Genomic DNA, 20423 nt, shown 5'->3' with positions numbered 1-20423 from the left:
CCACTACTCTTATGCCCGGAGCTGAACGCCCATGACCGCCCACCTGATAGACGGAAAAGCCTTTTCCGCAAAAGTGCGATCAAATGTTGCTGAAGATGTCAGCAAACTCAAAGATAATCATAACATTAAACCTGGCCTAGCCGTTGTCATTGTTGGGAATGACCCTGCAAGCGAGATTTATGTAAAAAACAAAGTGAAACAAACAGCTGCAGTTGGGATGAACAGCTTTCACTTTGAAATGCCAGAAGAAACCAGTCAGGAAGAACTGGTGGCAAAAGTAAAAGAACTAAACGCCGATCCTGCTGTAAACGGTATTCTTGTGCAGCTGCCCCTTCCAAAGCACATGGATGAAGCTGCCATCATTGAAACCATCTCACCTGAAAAAGATGTGGATGGTTTCCATGTTGTAAACTCAGGCCTTCTGGCAACTGGCGGCAAAGGCATGGTGCCTTGCACACCGCTTGGCTGCATCCTGATGCTGAAAGACACACTTGGTGATCTTTCCGGCAAAAAGGCCATCGTTGTTGGCCGCTCAAACATTGTTGGAAAGCCAATGGCACAGTTACTTTTAAATGAAAGCTGCACTGTTACTATCGCACATAGCCGTACGAAAAATCTCGAAGATGAAGTTCGGGCTGCGGATATTGTGGTAGCTGCTGTTGGCCGAGCGGAAATGGTAAAAGGCGACTGGATCAAAGAAGGCGCCACAGTCATTGATGTAGGTATCAACCGTATCCCTGCGCCAGAGCGCGGTGAAGGCAAAACCCGTGTTGTAGGAGATGTTGAGTTCGCATCCGCGGCAGAACGCGCGCATGCTATCACCCCTGTACCGGGTGGTGTTGGGCCGATGACAATCGCCTGCCTTCTTAAGAATACGGTAACCGCTACTTGCTATCAAAACGGCATTGAAATTTAGCCAACCGTAACGGTATGGTGCCAAACGAAAGTTAACCCTAAAGGAAACATGATATGTATGAAGCGTTTATAGCAGCCTTCATCGCCCTGTTTGTGATTATTGACCCTATCGGTATTGCCCCGGTTTTTGCGGGGCTTACCCAAGGTACGCCAAAATCACATAAACGTAGCATGGCCATAAAGGGCTCAATCGTTGGCACCTTGATCCTGGTTTTCTTTGCCCTTGTAGGCGAAGCTTTTCTTGGCGCGCTTGGCATTTCAATGGATGCACTCCGCGTTGCGGGTGGTGTAATGCTCTTCATCATCGCGATTGAGATGGTTTTTGAAAAACGTACCGAACGTAAACAGGATGCCGCTGAACGGATTGACGAACACTTTGAAGATATTTCCGTATTCCCTATCGGCCTACCGCTGTTAGCTGGACCGGGCTCTATTGCCACTATTATGCTCCTTATTGCTAATCATAATGGTGATTATGTGGGGCAAGCGGGTGTTCTTGCGGCTCTTGGCCTTGTGATGCTGATTACACTTTTAACCTTCCTTGTGGCAGGTAAGGTTATGGATTTCCTTGGCCCAACCGTGAATGCCGTTCTGACCCGTCTATTAGGCGTTATTCTGGCGGCGCTAGCATTCCAGTATATTCTGGATGGGCTTAAAGCCACCTTCCTGGGTGGTTAAGTAACAATCATGGCAGCGGCGTTGACACCAGCGCCGCTATCAACCACCCTGCTCCAAATCCTTTCAGGGAGGAACAGGGATGAAAAAATTATTTGTATCAGTTGCAGCCTTTGCTGTACTCGCAGCTTGCGGCGACACCGCTGAAACACCAGCACCATATGAAATCAACGAAACTGCCCTAGCGAGCCACATCAAGACGCTGGCATCCGATGAATTTGGCGGCCGTGCTCCAGCAACCAAGGGCGAAGAGCTAACGGTTGCTTACCTCACCAAAGAATTCAAAGAAGCGGGCCTTTCGCCCGCGAACGGCGGCAAATACACACAAGATGTACCCCTTATTTCCGTTGAAACGCTAGGTGCGCCAATCCTTACCATCAGCGGTGAAAACGGCACAGAAGCCTTCGCCTACCGGAATGATATGGTTGTGTGGACCCGCCGCGCACAAACAGAAACCTCACTTGCAGACAGTGAATTGGTATTTGTAGGCTACGGCATCAATGCACCCGAGCGCGGTTGGAATGATTATGAAGGTATTGATGTAACGGACAAAACCGTTGTGATGATGATCAACGACCCGGGCTTTGCAACTCAGAATGATGCGCTCTTTAATGGTAACGCCATGACCTATTATGGCCGCTGGGACTATAAGTTTGATGAAGCCGCCCGCCAAGGTGCGGCAGGCGCTATCATGATCCACGAAACCAAGCCTGCGGCTTACCCGTGGAACACTGTTGATGCCAGCTGGACAGGCCCTCAGTTTGATACCATCCGCCCTGATGGTGGCGCGAGCCTTAGCCAGGCAGAAAGCTGGATCACGACGGGTGCTGCCGACCGCCTGTTCAAACTTGCAGGGCTTGATCGTGCTGCCCTTCAGAAGGCTGCTGAAACACCGGGCTTCAAAGCTGTCCCAATGAATTTGAAAGCCGCTACAAGCTTCGAAAGCAAGGTGGGGAATGTAAATTCCCAGAACATCGCCGGTGTTGTTAAAGGTTCTAAATATCCAGATGAATATTTCATCTATATGGCTCACTGGGATCATATTGGTACTGATCCATCCATTGAGGGCGACGGCATTTATAATGGCGCTCTTGATAACGCCACAGGCACAGGTGGTCTCATTGAACTCGCGCGCGCTTTCGCTAGCGGCGAACAACCTGAGCGCTCAGTAATGTTCATTGCTGTAACCGCGGAGGAACAAGGTCTTCTTGGTTCCGCTTATTATGCTGCCAATCCGCTCGTGCCGCTCGCAGACACCGTTGGTGGTATCAACATGGATGGCCTTAATAATTTTGGACCAACCAATGACGTAACAGTAACGGGGTACGGTAATAGTGAGCTTGATAACTATCTGCGCCAAATTGCTGAAACACAGGGCCGCGTTTTAGCACCTGATGCGTACCCTGAAAAAGGTGGCTTCTACCGCTCTGACCATTTTGAGCTTTCTAAAGAAGGCGTGCCGATGCTCTACCCGAACTCGGGCAATGACCATAAAGAAAAAGGCAAAGAGTATGTGGCTGAAATCCGCAAGGAATATCTCCGTGTTGGCTACCATAAACCGGGCGATGAATATAGCGATGACTGGGACCTGTCTGGCGCCGTGGAAGACCTGAAGCTTTATGAGCTAACAGGTCGCCTGATCCTGAATTCACGTGATTGGCCGAAATGGTCTGAAGGCAGTGAGTTTAAAGCCAAACGAGATGCTCAGCGTAAAGGCAAATAAAGAATCTCAAGGCGGGAGCTCAAGCTCTCGCCTTTTTTCCTACTTGGTGGTTGAAGATCAAACCACACTTCCCAAATAAATGCTGTCGGCGTGTTAATCATACGAGTGGTAAAGACTTATGATGAAACACACCTTTTTGCGTTTATACCTATTTATCCCTTTGGTAATTTTACCCTATTCAACACCTGCCTTTTCGTCAGATACAGGAATTTGTATGATGCCGTCTCCAAAAGAAATTGTTCGGGATTTTGTTCTCAATATCAGGTCAGGTAAAAAGCTGGAAACTGTCCACCACTATATGGCTCCAAAGGTACTCGCCCATCAGGTTTGGGCTGAAGGCGGCGCAACAGTGGAACGCACACCGGCACAGTACTGGGAACATATTGAAGAGTTTCAGCAGGCGTTTGGAGACTTCACCGTCACTATCGAAGATATTATTGCAGATGAAGACCGGGTTTATGTTCGCTGGCGGCAGGACGGCTTTCACAAAGAAGCCCATGCAGGTGAAGCCGTGACCGGCAAGCCTCTTACTGAAGTAACAAGCACCGTATACCGAATTGAAGGCGGGAAAATTGTGGAATACTGGCTACAGACAGACCGTAAAGGCATGGAAGTTCAGGTAACCGCTACTACTGAATAACAACTTCAGCCATTCTTGATGGTGATGTCGACCTCAACGCCGCTACTGTGTTCCTCGCGGTAGCGCTGGAAAGCTGGCAACCAGATATCATCAAACACTTCCACAGGGCGCGGATCGCCTACTTCCTCTTTGCGCTTTACAAAACGCGTTCGCGCGGTGGTGGGTGAAGTATCAATCTCAAACCGCAGGTCAAACAAATGGTTTAGCTGAGGTTTAAAGAGAAAAATACCTTCTACAATTACAAGCCCCTTGCTTTTCGCTTCTGCTATCGCTTTAGCGGCTATCTCATATTTAATGCTTTCTCGGTAGTAAATTTCGAAGTGCTTCTCTGTAAAACACCTCTCATGTAAGCATCATAAATTCGTTTCTGAACTACGTGATTATTAAAGTCATCGATATGAAGAAGTACGGGATTAAGCCCCTCTGCTTTGAGGCTTTCGAGCAACTCTTTTGCAAAAGTGGTTTTTCCAGCACCATCCAACCCGCTAATGCCCACAGCGGCATGCTTGCCCAGCGCTTTAATCAGCTTATTATACCCATCCATTTTCATCAAACTGGCACCATTCCCTGTTCCCTCAGGAAAGCAAGGATAAGGAAAATGGTAAGGAAAGAACAAGCGGTTGAGATCAGAACAGCTGTCGCGGCGCGCCGGGCTCCCACCTGCTGCTGCGCACCAAAACTATAGACAATCATACCCGTAGGCATCGCCGCCATAATAGTCGCCACCGCCACCATGATGTTAGGCATCTCAAGGATAAAATTGGTGATGGAGAACACCGCGAGCGGCAGCATAACCAGTTTGAACACCACAGCTGCTACCGAATGGAGCATGTCCCCCGCAATCTTCACCCGGGAAAGCGCAAGCCCACCCGCAAACAACCCAACAGGCGCCGCTGACTGGGCGGGAAGCTCAAACAAACGCTCAAGCCAATAAGGAAACGGCAACCCAAAAGCTGACCATAGCAGACTGAAAAAGAGCGATAAAATAATGGGGTTTTGGCGGATACTAGCAAACGTACGCTGCATCATACCAGCGCCCCCAGCCACATTCTTCGCACGTTCCACAAGGATGGTTGTCACTGGAATAAGGGTGAAGCTGTGGAAGCTCATCAGCATCAGGAGAAAGCGTAAGCCTTCTTCACCGTAGGCGCCTTCCACAATCGGAATTCCAATAAAGCCCACATTCCCAAACACCGTTGCGAAGGCAAAAACACCTTGCTCGGCGAGTGTTAGTTTAAACATCCAGCGCGAGAGATATACGGCAGCTATATAGATGGCATAAACCGAAAGATAATAGCTGCCGATATAGGTAATCTGTTCAAGCCCCGGCAACTCGCGCGGCGCAATAGCACTGAACAGAAGCGCCGGAATCGCAATGTTCCACACGTAAGCGATTAATACTGTGGAAGATCCTTCAGGGAAAAGCTTGGTGCGCCCAAAACCATAGCCAAGCACCATAAGTAAAAATACTGGTGCGACAATGGTGATGATTTCAAGCACGTGCGCTTTCCCCTTTCAGCTTGTTAGCTAGTCCTAGCGTTGGGACTTTCAATCGTAGCTTGGTGGTTCCTGAATGTTACCACGCTGCTTGAGAAGCTGGAGACGAAGGGCGTTCAACTTGATAAAGCCTTCCGCATCGCGCTGATCGTACACGCTGTCTTCCTCAAAGGTTACGTGTTCCATTGAATAAAGGCTGTATGGGCTCTTACGGCCAACCACATGCACTCCGCCCTTGAAGAGCATAAGGCGCACAGTACCCGCGACAAATTCCTGAGATTTATCAATAAGCGCCTGCATCATCTCCCGCTCTGGTGAGAACCAGAAGCCGTTATAGAGAAGCTTTGCATATTTAGGCATGATCTCATCCTTCAGATGCATCGCGCCGCTATCAAGCGTTATCTGTTCAATACCGCGGTGCGCAGCAAGCAGAATTGTACCACCCGGTGTTTCGTAGATACCGCGAGATTTCATACCCACAAAACGGTTCTCAAGCAGATCAAGACGACCAATACCGTGTTTTTTGCCAAGCTCATTTAACTTGGTTAGAAGTTCAGCCGGTGAAAGCGCCACACCATTAATGGCAACCGGATCACCTTTTTCAAACTCCACTTCGATATACTCTGGTTCATCCGGCGCTGTTACCGGATTATCTGTACGGGCGTAGACATACTCTTCTGCAGCCGTCCATGGGTCTTCAAGCGCCTTACCTTCAGATGACGTATGCAGAAGGTTTGCATCCACACTGAACGGACTTTCTCCGCGCTTATCTTTTGGCACTGGGATTTGGTGCTTTTCAGCAAAATCAATAAGTGCTGTACGGCTGTTTAGCTCCCACTCACGCCAAGGCGCAATCACCTTGATGTTTGGATTAAGCGCGTAATAGCCAAGCTCGAACCGAACCTGATCGTTTCCTTTGCCTGTAGCGCCGTGGCAAACTGCATCCGCACCAACTTCTTTGGCAATTTCAATCTGCCGCTTTGAAATAAGCGGGCGAGCAATTGATGTACCAAGAAGATACTGACCTTCATAAACCGTGTTCGCACGAAACATCGGGAATACATAATCGCGCACAAATTCTTCGCGCAGGTCTTCAATGAAGATATCTTTGATGCCGAGCATTTCCGCTTTTCGTCGTGCAGGCTCAAGCTCTTCACCCTGGCCTAAATCAGCGGTAAACGTAACAACTTCACAGCCGTATGTTACCTGTAGCCATTTAAGGATGATGCTTGTGTCCAAACCGCCTGAGTAGGCGAGCACAACTTTTTTGATTTGCTCCGACATTTAATTAACTCCAAGAAATGATGACATAATGTCAATGAATGCGCGGAGTATAGGCACAGGATCGCTCGCGTCAAACAAGAGCTTTTATAAAGTTTCAATTAGCTTTAGTTTTTTATCACTTCTGTTCAAAATGAGCATCTTCCGCTTTATGTTACATGAAATACTAATTGCGAAAAAATTCCACTCACCCTAACTTTTCATCATCTAAGCAATTATTTTGTATAAGAAAATGCTCAACTTTATTCGTAGGCGCCGAGATTTTCAGCACATAGGTGCTTCATCGTTGCAATCATGTATGCTTGACGGCATATCCGAACCACTGCGGCATGCACCCATTCCCGAATCCTACGTAGATGGGAACTTCAAAAAGAACTTTGATTCTCATACCCTGTTTTATGATGGGTATTATACAAGACAAGACCAAATTCTTCTCCATGGTCCCAATTTCATGAATCTGGAAAATGAAATTACGGAAACCTCACTAATTTGCCCATCAACAAGACAAATAATTCAATTCGAAAAACAGACTCACCAAAAAAAATGCAGCCTGATTTCTTTCAAACCAATCAACAAACAAGATGCCTATATCTTCCAGTTAAAGTCTGGTTCCAAATTTCTGATTAAACCGAATGCCAATGAACATGATGCGTTTAAAAACAAAAACGTACTCCTAACCATGATAAAATTTGATAACCTACAATGGATCAAGAACTGGGTAGAGTTTTATGTAAAATCGCACAAGGTTAATGCCCTGATATTATACAACAATAACGCCCCCAATTATTCCGGCGAAGATATACTAAGCATTTTGTCTGATATTAAAGGCCTGCAGACAGTAAGAGTTATTGATTGGTTTTTTCCCTACGGACCGAGGTTGGCAGATAATTGGACTGGCCGATTAGCCTTTTGTCAAATCAATGCATTACAACACGCACGCTGGCGTTATTTGGAAAAAGCGAACACTGTTATCAACGCAGATGTTGATGAATTGATAGTATGTGAAGACAATATAGCTATACCGGATTTACTCGATCAAACTTCTCAGAAGTATCTAGAGTTTACAGGTGTATGGACAATAAAAGAAGGCGGTACAGATTTCTCAATCCCCGAAGAAAATCGACATTACTCCAATTATTTTTATTCACAAATTCATAAACTCCCGACAAAAAAGTGGGCGCTAAAACCTTCCATGTGTAAGGATGCTCATCTATGGCATATACACAGAATTCCCGGCATGAAGAATGATGTCAATCTAAGTAACCTTGTCGAATACAGACATTTTCCCGAATTTAATTCTGGCTGGAAAACTTTTAGAACCAGAAGGCCAAACAGTTTCCGCAAAGATCACACTTTATGTAACCAATATAAAAAAATTGGTTGGGCATAAAAAACCTCTTGCCCCTCACGCAGCGTCAGCAATTAACCACCAGAACAGTGGAAAGAAAGGATGATCTATGGTTTCCATTGGAGATGTGGCAAAACAATCTGGCGTAACAGTCAGGGCACTCAGACATTATGAAGATAAAGGGCTTTTAGCACCTCAACGATCCGAGTCTGGACAGCGAGTGTACCGTTACAGAGATATTTTGAGACTGCAACAAATTCAGCTGTTAAAGCAAACTGGTTTTTCGCTTGAACAAATCGCTGATCTGCTGCGTTCGAAAGAAATTCCAGCCACTGATTTGCTCCGTATGCAAAAAACTGTTCTGGAAGAAAAACAAAAAGAAATAACCCTATCTCTTCAGGCGGTTGAAGATACGCTTACACAACTTGAAGCCAGAGAAACATCCGATCTTTCCACGCTTTGTAACATGATCAAACTTGGAGAGAACGCGATGAGCGAAGAGAAATGGCAAAAAGTGTGGGATAAATTCTATTCCCCGGAAGACAATGTAAAATGGGCAAAAGCAAAAGCCGCTATCCCTGATGATGTCATAACAGCTAACGAACGGGCTTGGCCGGATCTTTTGGCTCGTACAGAAAAACTTGTAGGCACCGACCCTGCAAGCCTAGAAGCACAGGCCATTGTCAAAGAATGGAATGCCATGACACAGGCGATTTATGACGTGGACCCAAGCCTGATGGGAAAAGCAGCCCAGATGTATGACAATATGGACGATTGGCCCAAGGATGGCCCTGAAAAACCATTTTCAAACGAAGTATGGGCGTTTGTAAAAGCGGCTGAAAAGGCTGCTCAATCCTGAGCAGCCGATTTCGGTTTTTGTCCGTGGTCAACGGTAAGCGGGCTAAGATAATGCTTGTCTGTCAACCCCCGCTTCCGCATCGCAATACCTGTAAGACATTCTCGCAGAATACGGTCAGAATTTTGCGCCGTGGTATAGCCCGGGTCTGCAACTGGGTTTACCTCTACAAGCTCGAAACCAACAACCTGTTTTTCGGCGCATAACCTACGAACAATCGGAAAAGCTTCCCGGGTGGTAAGACCGCCCGGTTCTGGCGTACCAGTACCCGGCATATAGGCTGGATCAAGAACATCTACATCAAAAGAAATAAAGATATACTCAGGGCCTTCAAGCGCTTCTTCAAGCACTCTATCCATCACGGCTTTCCAGCCTTTTTCTTCTACTTCTGCCATGGTGTGATACCGAAGGCCGTGTTCACGCATCCATTCAAACCCTTCTTTGCCGGGCCAATAACCACGTAAACCCACCTGAATGAAATTTTCACCAGGCACAATTTCTTCACTGAAAAGACGGTGTACCGGTTGGCCGTGGCTAAGAAGGTGTGAACCTGTTGGCTGGGCATCAAAGTGTGCATCAAAATGCACCACACCTACTTTACCAGCACCGTATACATCCACCACACCAGCTACATCTGGGTACATTAAAGAATGGTCGCCACCTACGATGATTGGAATTGTGCCAGCGGCCGCCACCTCCCGCACCATTTCGCGAATATGGCCAACGCTGCGTTCTGTGCTCAAACCATCAACGGCGATATCGCCGTAATCTACAACAGTAAGTTCGTTAAAAGGAGAAACCATCGTGTGCATATGTTCAGGCACATCCGGGCCATTACCCTTGTAAATAGCGCCAGTTCGCACGGCCCTTGGGCCATACGCAGCGCCCCTGATACCAGATCCCATATCAAGCGGAGCCCCCATAATAGCGACCTCTACATCGCCTGCCACCAAATCTTGCGGTGTGATAGCAACTGGCAGGTTAAAGAAAGTTGGAATACCTGATTTAGGACCAGAATACATATAGCGGCTGAGATCAATTGGTCCGGGCTCTCGGGCTCCTCTTAACGCAGCAGGTTTGCGTACTTTCCAGCTGTTGAAACCACTATATGTTGGATCAAGCGGTACTGTCGCGCTATCTGTTTCTGGATTAAACTTTGAGAGTTCATGCACTTTTACCATCGCAGCTACATAAGCCGCGATAGCTTCAGCATCCTTCTTTTCAAGACGGGTAAAAAGGATATCGTGCCGGCCCGCAAACCCAAGTGCTTTAGTGCTGCGGAGAAATTCTACATGTTCTACAGGCAAATGCGCGACTTTGACTGCCAAACTTTCGGGCAAATCAACAAGGTCTTTTTCTTTGTCCTCAGCAAGCACCGCAGTACTTGCAAGCAACAAGGCAGCAACAGATACATGTCTCAACAAAACAGAAAACACAAACACCTCCCCATAGGTGCGGACGGCATGGCACTCAAAACAGAAAGCCTGACCGCAGATAATTCTGTGATCAGGCTATTCAGTTCTTAAAGTTTTGTCACTCAACAAAGGAGGGTTAAGTTAACCCTGTAGATGAATGAGCTGCGCTCTGTGGCTTCGTTGCCTCATTGGCGGCAGCCTGTTCGCGGAGCATTTCAGCTTTTGATTTCTTTTCAGATGCTGATTTAAGCTGACCACAAGCTGCCATAATATCCCGGCCGCGTGGTGTGCGGATTGGCGCAGAAATACCGCTTTCAAACACGATGTTTGAAAAACGCTCAATCTGTTTCCAGTCACTACATTCATACTCTGTACCCGGCCATGGGTTGAACGGGATGAGATTTACTTTTGCTGGTAGCTTATATTTCCGCATCAGTCGCACAAGTTCACGTGCATCTTCATCGCTGTCGTTCACGCCTTTAAGCATTGCATATTCAAACGTGATACGGCGCGCGTTATGGGCACCCGGATAGTTGGCACATGCTGAAAGCACAGCATCCAGATTATACTTTTTGTTAATCGGCATAATATCTGTGCGCACGTCATCACGAACAGCATGCAGAGACACAGCCAAGTTTACACCAATTTCTTCACCGCAGCGTTCCATATGCGGCACAACACCTGATGTAGAAAGCGTAATACGACGACGAGAAAGCTGGATACCCTCTTCATCCATAATGATTTCAAGCGACTTCTTCACATTGTCGAAGTTATAAAGCGGCTCACCCATACCCATCATTACAATATTTGTAACCATGCGGCCTTCAGTTGGGTTTTCCCATTCACCGAGATCATCACGGGCAATCATCATCTGCGCCACGATTTCGCCTGCTGTCAGGTTCCGCACAAGGCGCATAGTGCCTGTATGACAGAATTTACAGTTCAGCGTACAACCAACCTGTGAAGAAACACAAAGTGTACCGCGGCCTTCTTCTGGAATGTAAACCGCTTCGGCCTCATTGCCGTCTGCAAAACGGATAAGATACTTGCGTGTACCGTCATTCGAATATTGCGCTTCTACAATTTCAGGACGCTCAATCACAAACCCAGTTTTCAGAAGAGCACGCATATCTTTTGAGATAGTGGTCATCACATCAAAATCAGTTGCGCCGCGGTGATAAACCCAGTGCCAAAGCTGGGTGGTACGCATACGGAGCTGCTTTTCCGGCACGCCAAAATCACGAAGAGCATCCTTAAGCTCATCACGGCTCAGACCCAAGAGGTTGATTTTTCCGTCTGTGAAATCTGCGCCAATGCGCGGCTGAACAATCGGCTCATGGCCGTTTGGTGTAACTTGCATTTTGTTTTCCCTGCCTTTTGCAGCCCTGTTCAAGGGATAGCTGCTCCAGGTCGCTTCGGGCTTGCGGGCGTTTCACCCACAAGCGGTTAATTTCGGCGCCTTCCTATGCTTTGGCGCTCTAAAAGTAAAGGAAAAAGCCTATTTAGCCTTATCACCTTTGAATGTAGGTGCTTTCCCAAACACTCCAAAGAGAGGATGCAGCCACCCAAGCGGTCTGATGATTAATTCATACAGAAGCACGCATCCGCCACTTGTAATCACAAGAAGTGACAGAAATTCCATTGTTGCACCAAGGGCAAAGCCGGAAAGCCACACACCTGCCACTACAATGATCGTTTGGTGGAGGATATAATAGGGGAACACCGCTTTGGTGAAATAAGAAAGCGCGCTGCTTGGTTTATTGAGATAATCCTGGGCAGCACCAAAGATCACCATAATCACCGCCCAAGCATATACCACACGGCCGATTCGTGCGAACTGAAGCGGGATTTCCTGTGTTTCAATAAAGCTCCAGTTATTCCATGTCAGAGTAAGTACAGCTCCTAAAACAACAACGGCGATCGCTGCCTTTCTCCATCCGGTTTTCAAGAGTGCCCAGAATTGCTCATTTTTCGCGAAGAGAATACCAATCAGGAAATAAGTGCCGTACCGCGCATGTGCGCCCCAATCCCCAAACAGATTATGTTTTTCCGGGAAATACATATCCACCGTGAAACGGTAGAACACAAAAATAAGAGCCGGGAGAATGAATATACGACCACCGCCAAACCAGCTTGCAAACCACGGCTTTTCCAACTGTCTTGAAAGCCACGTTATAGGCCGGAATAACACCCCTGCCAGTGCGCAATAAATCAGTAAGTAAGCCACATACCAAAGATGGTTCCATGTGGGAATATGCACGCTGAAATCATCAGTACCAATCAGGTAGGTGATATAGAAATCCCAAAACCCGGGCTGTATTTCCCCTGACGCCAGAAGCTCATAGTAAGATTGCGGTGCCACGATCACATGCATACCGAAGAAAAGCGGGATAAAGAGCTTAGCAAACCGGACGAAGCCCGCCTTCCAAAGGGTTGCTTGTTTGTCGTAGTAATAGCGAATCGCGATTCCTGAAATAAAGAACAACAAAGAAAGCCGCCATGGGTTCAAAAGCCGCATGGCTGGCTCAGAAAACTCACCAGCGTAAGGGCTTTTTACGTGCCAGCCCCACGTTACATAATACATGCCTATATGATAAAATATCAGGAGGCCGAATGCGATTACCCGCACCCAATCAAGATCATATCGTCTCGTGTTCATTTTTCGTATCTATCCTCATATGCAGTGAACAAAAACATGAGGAATGTATGAACCGCCCCCCTAAATACTTCAGCTTCGGTGACATCAGGAACATGGCCCGTGGGATAAACGGTAAAACAGATAAAATCGGTTGGGATAAAAGGTTTTACCCTTGGGATAAGCGGTAAAGGCATTGTTTTACATAGAGTTGCAGGCTGCATCCGATTCACATAACATGCCCCCATGGAACAGAGAGAAAACAATCCGAGTTTTAAAGAGCAATTGCAGCGTGACTGGCAAGCGCTCGCCGTAATCGCAGCTATTATCTCGGTTTTCATCTGGATGAATACGGGATCTTTAATCACAGAAACTGAACGCAGTGGCACAGGAACCCATTGGGGTAAGCATCTTATCGGCGAAGCATCAAGCGGGATGGTTTCGATTATTCTATCTGTTTTTGCTGTTAGAGCTTTTCAGCTTTACCCTTTCAATCGTGATCAATTTCTAAGGTCCGCGTCCATCTATCTGGGCATGGCAATCACCTTTTCTTTTTTGCATGTAAGTATGATGGTTGGGCTGCGGAAGATTTTCTGGTTGATTCTTTTCGAGTCGAACTATCAATTTTTCGGTGATGTGATGAGAGATAGCTTCTACGAGTTCCGCAAAGACGCTGTCACTTTCTCCATGTTCTATCTGGTCTATAGTTTTTTCAGACAGTCAGCAGAGAAAAAAGAAGCGCCCAGCATCACTCTTAAATGCGGCAGTACAACGGTACACCTAAAGCCGCAAGAATTTCTGTTCGCTAAAAGTGCAGGGAATTATGCTGAACTGGAAACATCCCATAGCCAACAACTGGTCAGGGCAACACTCAAGGAACTGGAAGAAGAGCTACAAAAGGCTGGCTGTGATGCAGTTCGTATTCACAGATCATACATTGTGAACAGACAGGCTATATCAGAAACCAGCCCTATTGCCGGTGGTGATATAGCACTCAAACTAAAAAGCGGCCACCAGCTACGCGCCAGTCGCCGCTATAAATCTGCTTTATCCGCAACTGCTTAGCGGCAAGCCTGTGTGATTGCATTATAAGCGGCGGTAAACCCGGAAAGGCTATAATTATCCGTGGTGTTTGTGCCGCGTTGGCTGGTTGCTTTCACCACTAAGCGGTTCCCGCGTTTCATGGAAGCCACAGCACCTCTGTCGTCCTTCGGATCATAGGCCCATGCACTGTTACCTTCGGTAAAGAAGCTAAGTCCGCGACGACCATCAACACTGAATGAAGCATCGCTACCCTGACGTACAGGATAACCAAACACCAAGTTTACTTCATCCTTCACACCGTATTCCGGGCGGTGCGAAACCATTACATAAACATCGCCGCGGCGAACATTCTTTTTACTGGCACGAGACGATTTAGGTGTGCTTATCATATGGCAAGTGCGCTTGGCGCCAGTGCCGTATACAAAGGCTTCCCAATCCCTGAAAGAACCAAGGTGCCTGCGGCTATCTTGCGAAAATGATGGTGTTGAAAATGCAAAGGCAGCGATAAGTGCGCTGCTGATTAAAGCCCCAAATTTCATCAATCCAACCTATATATTTTTAACAACTATACGTCTTGCTTTAACTTGCGCTCTGCCCGTCTGGACCGTACGCCGCCATGCACATGCTCTGGCTTTGGTTCCGGCTTTCGCCCTGTCATAAGTGGTCTATCAGGGTAGCCGCCAAGAACTCTATGCCTATCATACATAACGATTGCACCAGCAGTAGCAACATTAAGTGAGAATTTTGTCGGGATTTTGATCAAGCTGTTGCAGCGCGCCTTCATTTCTTCACTAAGGGAAGAGCGTTCACCACCAAGCACATAAACCGCCTGAGTAGGGTGCTTAAAGCTCGGCAAATCAACGGCATCGTCATCAATTTCAACACCTACAAGCTGGCAGCCTTGCGGGATTTCTACCTCAGCCACAGATTCGTAATTGAAGAATGGAATATTGTTCGCAGTTTTACTGGTATCTACATAATCCTTGGTTACATACTCACCAGTATGAGCCACGATTTTTGGGTTCACAGCAAACGCGAAAGACGCGCCAAAAGCATGCGCCGTGCGGATAAGGTTCCCCATATTGCCGCGCTTTGATGCATTATCGATCCCGATCCCAAAATAACCACGCATATTATGCTTCTTTCCCTGTAAGCGCTCCTTTGCGCGCATCCGGGTGAAGCGCAGCAACAAGGCACGTTAAAACAATGATGGCAGAAGCTATAATCAGGGATGCTTCAAGATTCCACTCAAAAGCTAGGCCCATCACCATATTTGCAATCGGCAACAGCCCCACCGCCATAAACATAAAGATACTCATCACCCGGCCCAGCAGTTTCTCTGGTGTACGTTTCTGGAGCCATGTGGTGAAATGCACCCACACCCAACTGTCGCCAGCGCCCGCAAGGAAAAATACAAACATGGCCCACTGATAAGGTTCATAAAGCACCACAAGCGCAAGCGTTGAGCCTGACATAATGAAGATAAGGAACATAGCACGCAGCAAATTCTCAGGCTTTGGACCCCTCATCATTCCGCCAACCATAGACCCAATGAAAGCCCCGCCGCCGTAGGCCGCGATCTGAAGCCCATAAACATAGCTCCATTCCACAAAACGTTCCTTGGCAAGCGCCGGAAGTCCAACAAATATCGGTGCCTGAAAGAAGAACTGCAACACAGCAATGCCGATAAAACCAAGCCGCACAGCTGGTTGGTTCCATACCCAAACGAGCGCTTCTTTCACTTCCTGCAGCATGGATGTTTTTTCTTCACCATCCGCTTCATCCTTCTTGCGTGTTTTCACAAAAAGAAGCGTGCAGAAAGAAACAGCAAATGTAAGACCATCTATAAAGAAGGCACGAGCAAAACCCATCCGGTTATCATCATATCCTGCAACAAAACCGTCGCCGGAATGGCTCATGGTATTAATTTCACCAGCGATAATGATACCGCCGATCACAGGCCCGAACACCACGGCCAGATACATACCCATCTGCACCAGTGCATTACCCCCCTGAAGTTCATCAGGCTTAACAAGGCTCGGCAGGATAGACGTGGTCGCTGGATAAAAGAAGGCATCAGCAATACCAAAGGCAAGTGCTACAGCAAATACCAGCTCAATAGATGCCAGATCAGCATAAATCAGCCATGCCAGGAACATGATGAAGATAAAGCGCAAAACATTGGTTACCAGCATCACAGCACGTGGGCTGTAGCGGTCCACCACCGCGCCACCAAACAATAACAGAATCGCACGCGGAAGCCCCTGTACGGCAAGTACAGCGCCTACAAGCGCTGGGCTATCTGTCATAGCAAGCACCAACATCGGGAAAGCAAGCACGCTGATATGATCCCCCACCACGGAGATAAATTCCCCGAACCAGAAGGTCATGAAATTGCGGTCTTTAAAGAGCTGTTTCATAAATTTATGCCTGTAATCCCAATAAGTGCCGTGCTAGAGCTTGCTCATATAGTATTTTTACGAGGTTGATGACTCATATGTCCGATAACACAGCAACAACAGAAACATCAGAAGCAAAACAAAGCTCCTGGGTCAAGCTTCTGGTGGAGTTCGGGCCCTTGATGGTGTTCTTCATCAGCTACAAATATGGTAAAAATATCATAGATCTGCTCGCGGGTTTTAGTTTTGATATTGAACCGAGCGACACGAATTCACTGTTCGTTGCTACAGCCGTTTTCATGCTCTCCATGACGGCGGCCATGCTGTTTGGCTACTTTAAAATGGGCCATATCAGCGCCATGCAAAAGTTCACCTTCGTGATTGTTATGGTGATGGGTGGGCTGACCCTCTATCTACAGAATGAAATCTTCGTAAAAATGAAACCCAGCCTGATTTATGGCGTATTCTCCATAATCTTACTGTTTGGCCTATGGCGAGATAAGCTTTACCTGAAAGCTGTGATGCAGATGGCCTTTGAGCTGGAAGATCATGTATGGCGCAAACTTACAAAGGCCTATATTCTGTTTTTCATCAGTTTAATTGTGGCTAACGAATTGATCTGGCGAAATTTCGACAATGATACCTGGGTGAATTTCAAAACATTTGGCCTTACCGGCGCGCTCTTCATCTTTATTATTGGCCAGAGCCTGTTCCTTGTGAAATATCTGCCGCAGGATGAAGAATAGGCCTAAATCCAGCCTATCTAGTTTTTAGCTATGTGCTTGAGCTCACGTTTCGCAATGCTCAGAACCGTTTCTCTTGAATGACCAATTTTAATGTAGGTTCTCAGCCCCATATAGATAGCCACTATTCTATCTGCTTCCTCTCTGGCGTGTTCGGCAGATATGTCGCTTACGGAAGCCCGTAAAACATCGGCAACAGCGTTACCAAGATTCCCGAAAGAATTTCTCACAAACTCAGCAACTTCCTCATCCCTTGAAGCATGCTCGATAGCGGCATCACATAACAAACACCCGCGGTACGCAGCCGTGAAATTTTTTTCTGCGGTCACATAATCAAGAAGTGCACCAAGACTTTCAGAGAAAGAGGTGTGCTTTGTAACAGCCGCTATAGCTTCACCCATATGTACTTCTGAATAGTGCTGTAGAACAGCCATATATAGGCGGTGTTTATTCTCAAACGTGTTATAGAGACTACCACGTTTAATACCCGTCGCGTTCTCCAAGTCATCTGTAGACGTGCCGTCATAACCATTCTCCCAAAACACATACATAGCTTTTGAAAGAATATCTTCTTTATTAAACGCCAGTGGTCTGCCCATTCTTACCGCACATTCAGTTTATTGATGAAGAAGCCGCTACTATCAGATTTTACCTTCCGAAGTGCAACCTTGATAATTCTTGAACGTTCGTACCAAAATATATATAGTGCCTCTTGAAGCAGGAAATAACCACAGTTGGAAAGGTTCGCACGCGTAGCCATCTTTCCGCTATTAAACCGATGTAAAACTTAAAGTCTGCTGCACAAAAGCCCTTGCAGCACCGAAAGGTACCTAGAATGACAAACCTTGAGAAAAAACCTGTAAAAACATGGTTCAATATGAAAGCTTTCGTTCTTACAGGACTAAGCTTATGCGCGGTCACAGCAGGTGCTGCCGCCTATGTGGGACATGGAGATAATTCTGAAGCTTATATAGGCGAAGCAACATACGAAAAGCTTATCTCTGCCAAGGGTGATATCCGGGTTCCTAAGAACTTCCGTACGGATTATGTGATGCTCGGCAGCTGGTCGGTAGCGGGAGACGCTGATACAGGCGGTGAAGTTGGGCTACATATCGTTTACTCAACTCGTGAAGCTGTTGATGCATACAGGAAAACTGGTGAGTTCCCGGATGGTACCGTCATTGTAAAAGAATTGTTCAGTGGACACACAGAATTCCTGACAACAGGTGAAGCAACACGCGCTGATAAATTAGCCGGTTATTTTGTGATGATTAAAGACGGAAAAGGCCGCTTCACTGAAAACCCATTATGGGGTGAAGGCTGGGGCTGGGCGTTCTTTGGCGCTGATAACACAGAAAAAACCCAATCCACAAATTACCAGGAAGACTGTATGGCTTGCCACGAACCTGCACGGAAAACTGATTTTATCTATACAGACGCTTACCCAGTTTTAAAGAAATAATCGACCTTGAAGCTATAGCTAAGAAATCCCCCCGAGCTGCCTCTGAGCAATTATTGCTTGGGGGCAGCTTCATTTTACTTTCTTACTCTCCTAATTATCCCAAACAATAAGCAGCAGGTATATTTAAAACACTCTATACCTTACCAATGCCCCATTTACCCGTATTATCAAATAAAGTTCTTCTATGAAGAGAACTTTATCTAAGACTAAGTGTTGAACCATATCCACTGAACGGGGCATGGATGGATCAAAAAACTGATATAGTTGTCGTTGCTTTCTGCGGAGAATTACGCCTGCTTCAATTACAGGCCAGGTCCTTTGCAAAATACCTAGACCCAAGCATTATTGGTACTATTCATGTTATCCTGCACGATAACAACGAACATGCATTTACAGCCTATTTCAACAAATACATCCTGCCGGAATACGGCCCGTTTAAGTCCAAAGTTCGTCTAACAACATATACAACCCTGCTTGGTCATTCTATCAAATCTCCTGATTGGTGGAGCCAGCAATCGGTAAAACTGCTGGCCTCAAACCTAATAGAAACAAAACATTATCTGATACTGGACTGCAAAAACCATTTTATCAGACCATCAGGTTTCCAACGGCTGTACACCAATGATGGCCGTATGCTCTTGCCGCTCAATTATTATCACGCCGATTTCGATGAAAACTTAAAGGCTGCCTATACCTACTTTGGTGGGAAGGGCCCTTTATCTGTTGAAAAAAGCCTACCAACTATCACGCCATTTCTCGCAAAAACCCAAATAGTCAAAGATTTGATCACTCATATAGAAACACAAGAAAATAGAAGTTTTCACACTGTATTCATGGAGAAAAAATTCACCGAATTTTTCCTGTACTTTGGCTATTTACTAGCTTGCTACGGTGGCATTAAGCAATTCTACGCAAATTCTGGTCCCATTGTTCGGACCTATTTTGCTGACTATCTTAAAAATCCAGAAAATATAGAGAATAGCGACACTTATATTAAGTACAGCTCGGTCTATGCCTTAGGTGTTCATAAAGAGGTTGTTGCCATAGCCAATGATGCACTTAAGCAGCGTATTATCTCTCACTGGAAAAACTTCAATTTGGTAGAAAATGAGCAAGAGGCGTTATACTTTCTAACTCCCCATACTGTCACCGCACGCCCTCAGCCAAAACAGTCATTCTGGAATGTTATCAGACAGAAGTTCCGAAGTACTTAAGCTTTTTCCCAACCTTCAGGGTTAGTAAATGGTGCAAAGTTTTCTTGCCCCTGCACTTCACGGAAATGTTTCAAAACCCAGTGTACACTCGGGAATGCCAGTTCCTCCCACGGGATTTCATCCCATGTGAACAGCCCTACCTCTTCGCTTTCGATTCCCGGCTCAAACTCTGGCGAAGGTAGGGCTGCCCGGTACATCATATGTACCTGGCTGATACGGGTAACGGTATAAACGGCCAGCAAATCTTGCGGCACTATCTTGGCCCGTGCTTCTTCCCAAGCTTCACGAGCAGCGCCGTCTATTGGCCGCTCACCCATTTCAAGGAACCCGGCGGGGATGGTCCACTTACCTTTTTGCGGGTAGATAGCCCGTTTACACAAAAGGAATTTATCCTCAAACGTTACCACGGCCCCCGCAATAATCTTCGGGTTTTCATAAGCGATAAAACCACAATCCTTGCAAACCATGCGCTCATGATCATCCCCATCAGGGATGGTTCTGTGAAAGGTATCCATTTTATTGTGTGGGTCTGTCATGCCTATAACTTGGGGCTAGTATTGCCCTTCGTCCAGCAGA

At 46.6% G+C, this 20423-nt stretch carries 22 protein-coding genes; 10 read left to right on the top strand and 12 right to left on the bottom strand.

Annotation, left to right across the window (positions count from 1 at the left end; all coding sequences use genetic code 11):
* Nucleotides 1-31 precede the first annotated feature (31 nt).
* The 4 genes from folD to KFE96_RS02855 all read left to right on the top strand — a co-directional run bounded on the left by folD (nt 32) and on the right by KFE96_RS02855 (nt 3953).
* A complete protein-coding gene (gene folD, locus KFE96_RS02870; RefSeq protein WP_255834503.1) occupies nt 32-916 on the top strand; it encodes a bifunctional methylenetetrahydrofolate dehydrogenase/methenyltetrahydrofolate cyclohydrolase FolD in 885 nt (294 codons plus the stop codon).
* Nucleotides 917-969: 53 nt separating this feature from the next.
* Complete coding sequence (locus tag KFE96_RS02865; protein WP_247019144.1) at nt 970-1593, top strand: MarC family protein; 624 nt, start codon at nt 970-972, stop codon at nt 1591-1593.
* 79 nt (nt 1594-1672) lie between these two features.
* Nucleotides 1673-3313, top strand: a complete 1641-nt coding sequence (locus KFE96_RS02860) for a M28 family metallopeptidase (protein WP_255834502.1) — start codon at nt 1673-1675, stop codon at nt 3311-3313.
* A 214-nt stretch (nt 3314-3527) separates the two neighbouring features.
* A complete protein-coding gene (locus KFE96_RS02855) occupies nt 3528-3953 on the top strand; it encodes an ester cyclase (RefSeq protein WP_255834501.1) in 426 nt (141 codons plus the stop codon).
* A gap of 5 nt (nt 3954-3958) precedes the next feature.
* Here the strand turns inward: KFE96_RS02855 and KFE96_RS02850 are convergent, their stop codons facing one another.
* The 4 genes from KFE96_RS02850 to KFE96_RS02835 all read right to left on the bottom strand — a co-directional run bounded on the left by KFE96_RS02850 (nt 3959) and on the right by KFE96_RS02835 (nt 6734).
* A complete protein-coding gene (locus tag KFE96_RS02850; RefSeq protein WP_255834500.1) occupies nt 3959-4150 on the bottom strand; it encodes a hypothetical protein in 192 nt (63 codons plus the stop codon).
* 83 nt (nt 4151-4233) lie between these two features.
* On the bottom strand, nt 4234-4503 hold the full coding sequence (locus KFE96_RS02845) for a hypothetical protein (RefSeq protein WP_255834499.1): 270 nt from the start codon (nt 4501-4503) through the stop codon (nt 4234-4236).
* Nucleotides 4503-5453 carry an AEC family transporter gene (locus tag KFE96_RS02840; protein WP_255834498.1) on the bottom strand — a complete coding sequence of 317 codons (951 nt, stop codon included), beginning with the start codon at nt 5451-5453 and terminating at the stop codon, nt 4503-4505. Before KFE96_RS02840 ends, KFE96_RS02845 begins: the two co-directional genes overlap by 1 nt.
* A gap of 48 nt (nt 5454-5501) precedes the next feature.
* The gene (locus KFE96_RS02835; protein WP_255834497.1) at nt 5502-6734 is read right to left on the bottom strand and encodes an argininosuccinate synthase; all 1233 of its coding nucleotides are present in this window, start codon (nt 6732-6734) and stop codon (nt 5502-5504) included.
* Nucleotides 6735-7029: 295 nt separating this feature from the next.
* On the opposite strand from KFE96_RS02835, the gene KFE96_RS02830 reads away from it, so the two are divergent.
* Together KFE96_RS02830 and KFE96_RS02825 are read left to right on the top strand one after the other, a co-directional pair.
* A complete protein-coding gene (locus KFE96_RS02830; protein ID WP_255834496.1) occupies nt 7030-8121 on the top strand; it encodes a glycosyltransferase family 92 protein in 1092 nt (363 codons plus the stop codon).
* Between the two features lie 67 nt (nt 8122-8188).
* Nucleotides 8189-8938 carry a MerR family transcriptional regulator gene (locus KFE96_RS02825; protein WP_255834495.1) on the top strand — a complete coding sequence of 250 codons (750 nt, stop codon included), beginning with the start codon at nt 8189-8191 and terminating at the stop codon, nt 8936-8938.
* Here the strand turns inward: KFE96_RS02825 and KFE96_RS02820 are convergent.
* From KFE96_RS02820 to KFE96_RS02810, 3 genes are all read right to left on the bottom strand, one after another.
* Nucleotides 8929-10371 (bottom strand): agmatinase family protein, encoded by a 1443-nt coding sequence (locus KFE96_RS02820; RefSeq protein WP_255834494.1) that lies wholly within the window; start codon nt 10369-10371, stop codon nt 8929-8931. The two genes, KFE96_RS02825 and KFE96_RS02820, sit on opposite strands and share 10 nt — an antisense overlap.
* A 115-nt stretch (nt 10372-10486) precedes the next feature.
* The gene (rlmN, locus tag KFE96_RS02815; RefSeq protein WP_255834493.1) at nt 10487-11710 is read right to left on the bottom strand and encodes a 23S rRNA (adenine(2503)-C(2))-methyltransferase RlmN; all 1224 of its coding nucleotides are present in this window, start codon (nt 11708-11710) and stop codon (nt 10487-10489) included.
* Nucleotides 11711-11848: 138 nt separating this feature from the next.
* Nucleotides 11849-13009, bottom strand: coding sequence for an acyltransferase family protein (locus KFE96_RS02810; protein ID WP_255834492.1), 1161 nt, complete (start codon nt 13007-13009; stop codon nt 11849-11851).
* A 222-nt stretch (nt 13010-13231) separates the two neighbouring features.
* On the opposite strand from KFE96_RS02810, the gene KFE96_RS02805 reads away from it, so the two are divergent.
* The gene (locus KFE96_RS02805) at nt 13232-14050 is read left to right on the top strand and encodes a LytTR family DNA-binding domain-containing protein (RefSeq protein ID WP_255834491.1); all 819 of its coding nucleotides are present in this window, start codon (nt 13232-13234) and stop codon (nt 14048-14050) included.
* On the opposite strand, the gene KFE96_RS02800 is transcribed toward KFE96_RS02805, so the two are convergent.
* Genes KFE96_RS02800 through KFE96_RS02790 form a run of 3 tightly spaced genes read right to left on the bottom strand, consistent with a single transcriptional unit; the run spans nt 14047 to nt 16449 of the window.
* Nucleotides 14047-14568, bottom strand: coding sequence for an invasion associated locus B family protein (locus KFE96_RS02800; protein WP_255834490.1), 522 nt, complete (start codon nt 14566-14568; stop codon nt 14047-14049). The two genes, KFE96_RS02805 and KFE96_RS02800, sit on opposite strands and share 4 nt — an antisense overlap.
* A 26-nt stretch (nt 14569-14594) precedes the next feature.
* On the bottom strand, nt 14595-15161 hold the full coding sequence (locus KFE96_RS02795; protein WP_247019178.1) for an RNA methyltransferase: 567 nt from the start codon (nt 15159-15161) through the stop codon (nt 14595-14597).
* Between the two features lies 1 nt (nt 15162).
* On the bottom strand, nt 15163-16449 hold the full coding sequence (locus tag KFE96_RS02790) for an MFS transporter (protein ID WP_255834489.1): 1287 nt from the start codon (nt 16447-16449) through the stop codon (nt 15163-15165).
* Nucleotides 16450-16526: 77 nt separating this feature from the next.
* Between KFE96_RS02790 and KFE96_RS02785 the strand changes: the two genes are divergently transcribed.
* Nucleotides 16527-17174, top strand: a complete 648-nt coding sequence (locus tag KFE96_RS02785) for an inner membrane-spanning protein YciB (protein ID WP_255834488.1) — start codon at nt 16527-16529, stop codon at nt 17172-17174.
* Between the two features lie 17 nt (nt 17175-17191).
* On the opposite strand, the gene KFE96_RS02780 is transcribed toward KFE96_RS02785, so the two are convergent.
* Complete coding sequence (locus tag KFE96_RS02780) at nt 17192-17770, bottom strand: TetR/AcrR family transcriptional regulator (RefSeq protein WP_255834487.1); 579 nt, start codon at nt 17768-17770, stop codon at nt 17192-17194.
* A 236-nt stretch (nt 17771-18006) separates the two neighbouring features.
* Between KFE96_RS02780 and KFE96_RS02775 the strand changes: the two genes are divergently transcribed.
* Entirely contained in the window at nt 18007-18633 is a 627-nt protein-coding gene (locus KFE96_RS02775; RefSeq protein ID WP_255834486.1) for a cytochrome P460 family protein, read from the top strand.
* Between the two features lie 242 nt (nt 18634-18875).
* Nucleotides 18876-19847 carry a DUF6492 family protein gene (locus tag KFE96_RS02770; protein ID WP_255834485.1) on the top strand — a complete coding sequence of 324 codons (972 nt, stop codon included), beginning with the start codon at nt 18876-18878 and terminating at the stop codon, nt 19845-19847.
* Here the strand turns inward: KFE96_RS02770 and KFE96_RS02765 are convergent.
* Nucleotides 19844-20383, bottom strand: coding sequence for an NUDIX domain-containing protein (locus KFE96_RS02765; protein WP_255834484.1), 540 nt, complete (start codon nt 20381-20383; stop codon nt 19844-19846). The genes KFE96_RS02770 and KFE96_RS02765 overlap by 4 nt on opposite strands.
* Nucleotides 20384-20423: the final 40 nt, after the last annotated feature.

Source organism: Kordiimonas sp. SCSIO 12603, from assembly GCF_024398035.1.
GTDB lineage: Bacteria > Pseudomonadota > Alphaproteobacteria > Sphingomonadales > Kordiimonadaceae > Kordiimonas.
This window is presented reverse-complemented; position numbering and strand designations above follow the sequence as displayed.

What these genes read in the sequence shown, in the direction of transcription:
- folD (WP_255834503.1), top strand. Translation starts at nt 32, where the DNA reads ATGACCGCCCACCTGATAGACGGAAAAGCCTTTTCCGCAAAAGTGCGA.
- KFE96_RS02865 (WP_247019144.1), top strand. Translation starts at nt 970, where the DNA reads ATGTATGAAGCGTTTATAGCAGCCTTCATCGCCCTGTTTGTGATTATT.
- KFE96_RS02860 (WP_255834502.1), top strand. Translation starts at nt 1,673, where the DNA reads ATGAAAAAATTATTTGTATCAGTTGCAGCCTTTGCTGTACTCGCAGCT.
- KFE96_RS02855 (WP_255834501.1), top strand. Translation starts at nt 3,528, where the DNA reads ATGATGCCGTCTCCAAAAGAAATTGTTCGGGATTTTGTTCTCAATATC.
- KFE96_RS02845 (WP_255834499.1), bottom strand. Translation starts at nt 4,503, where the DNA reads ATGAAAATGGATGGGTATAATAAGCTGATTAAAGCGCTGGGCAAGCAT.
- KFE96_RS02835 (WP_255834497.1), bottom strand. Translation starts at nt 6,734, where the DNA reads ATGTCGGAGCAAATCAAAAAAGTTGTGCTCGCCTACTCAGGCGGTTTG.
- KFE96_RS02830 (WP_255834496.1), top strand. Translation starts at nt 7,030, where the DNA reads ATGCTTGACGGCATATCCGAACCACTGCGGCATGCACCCATTCCCGAA.
- KFE96_RS02825 (WP_255834495.1), top strand. Translation starts at nt 8,189, where the DNA reads ATGGTTTCCATTGGAGATGTGGCAAAACAATCTGGCGTAACAGTCAGG.
- rlmN (WP_255834493.1), bottom strand. Translation starts at nt 11,710, where the DNA reads ATGCAAGTTACACCAAACGGCCATGAGCCGATTGTTCAGCCGCGCATT.
- KFE96_RS02810 (WP_255834492.1), bottom strand. Translation starts at nt 13,009, where the DNA reads ATGAACACGAGACGATATGATCTTGATTGGGTGCGGGTAATCGCATTC.
- KFE96_RS02805 (WP_255834491.1), top strand. Translation starts at nt 13,232, where the DNA reads ATGGAACAGAGAGAAAACAATCCGAGTTTTAAAGAGCAATTGCAGCGT.
- KFE96_RS02800 (WP_255834490.1), bottom strand. Translation starts at nt 14,568, where the DNA reads ATGAAATTTGGGGCTTTAATCAGCAGCGCACTTATCGCTGCCTTTGCA.
- KFE96_RS02795 (WP_247019178.1), bottom strand. Translation starts at nt 15,161, where the DNA reads ATGCGTGGTTATTTTGGGATCGGGATCGATAATGCATCAAAGCGCGGC.
- KFE96_RS02790 (WP_255834489.1), bottom strand. Translation starts at nt 16,449, where the DNA reads ATGAAACAGCTCTTTAAAGACCGCAATTTCATGACCTTCTGGTTCGGG.
- KFE96_RS02785 (WP_255834488.1), top strand. Translation starts at nt 16,527, where the DNA reads ATGTCCGATAACACAGCAACAACAGAAACATCAGAAGCAAAACAAAGC.
- KFE96_RS02780 (WP_255834487.1), bottom strand. Translation starts at nt 17,770, where the DNA reads ATGGGCAGACCACTGGCGTTTAATAAAGAAGATATTCTTTCAAAAGCT.
- KFE96_RS02775 (WP_255834486.1), top strand. Translation starts at nt 18,007, where the DNA reads ATGACAAACCTTGAGAAAAAACCTGTAAAAACATGGTTCAATATGAAA.
- KFE96_RS02770 (WP_255834485.1), top strand. Translation starts at nt 18,876, where the DNA reads ATGGATCAAAAAACTGATATAGTTGTCGTTGCTTTCTGCGGAGAATTA.
- KFE96_RS02765 (WP_255834484.1), bottom strand. Translation starts at nt 20,383, where the DNA reads ATGACAGACCCACACAATAAAATGGATACCTTTCACAGAACCATCCCT.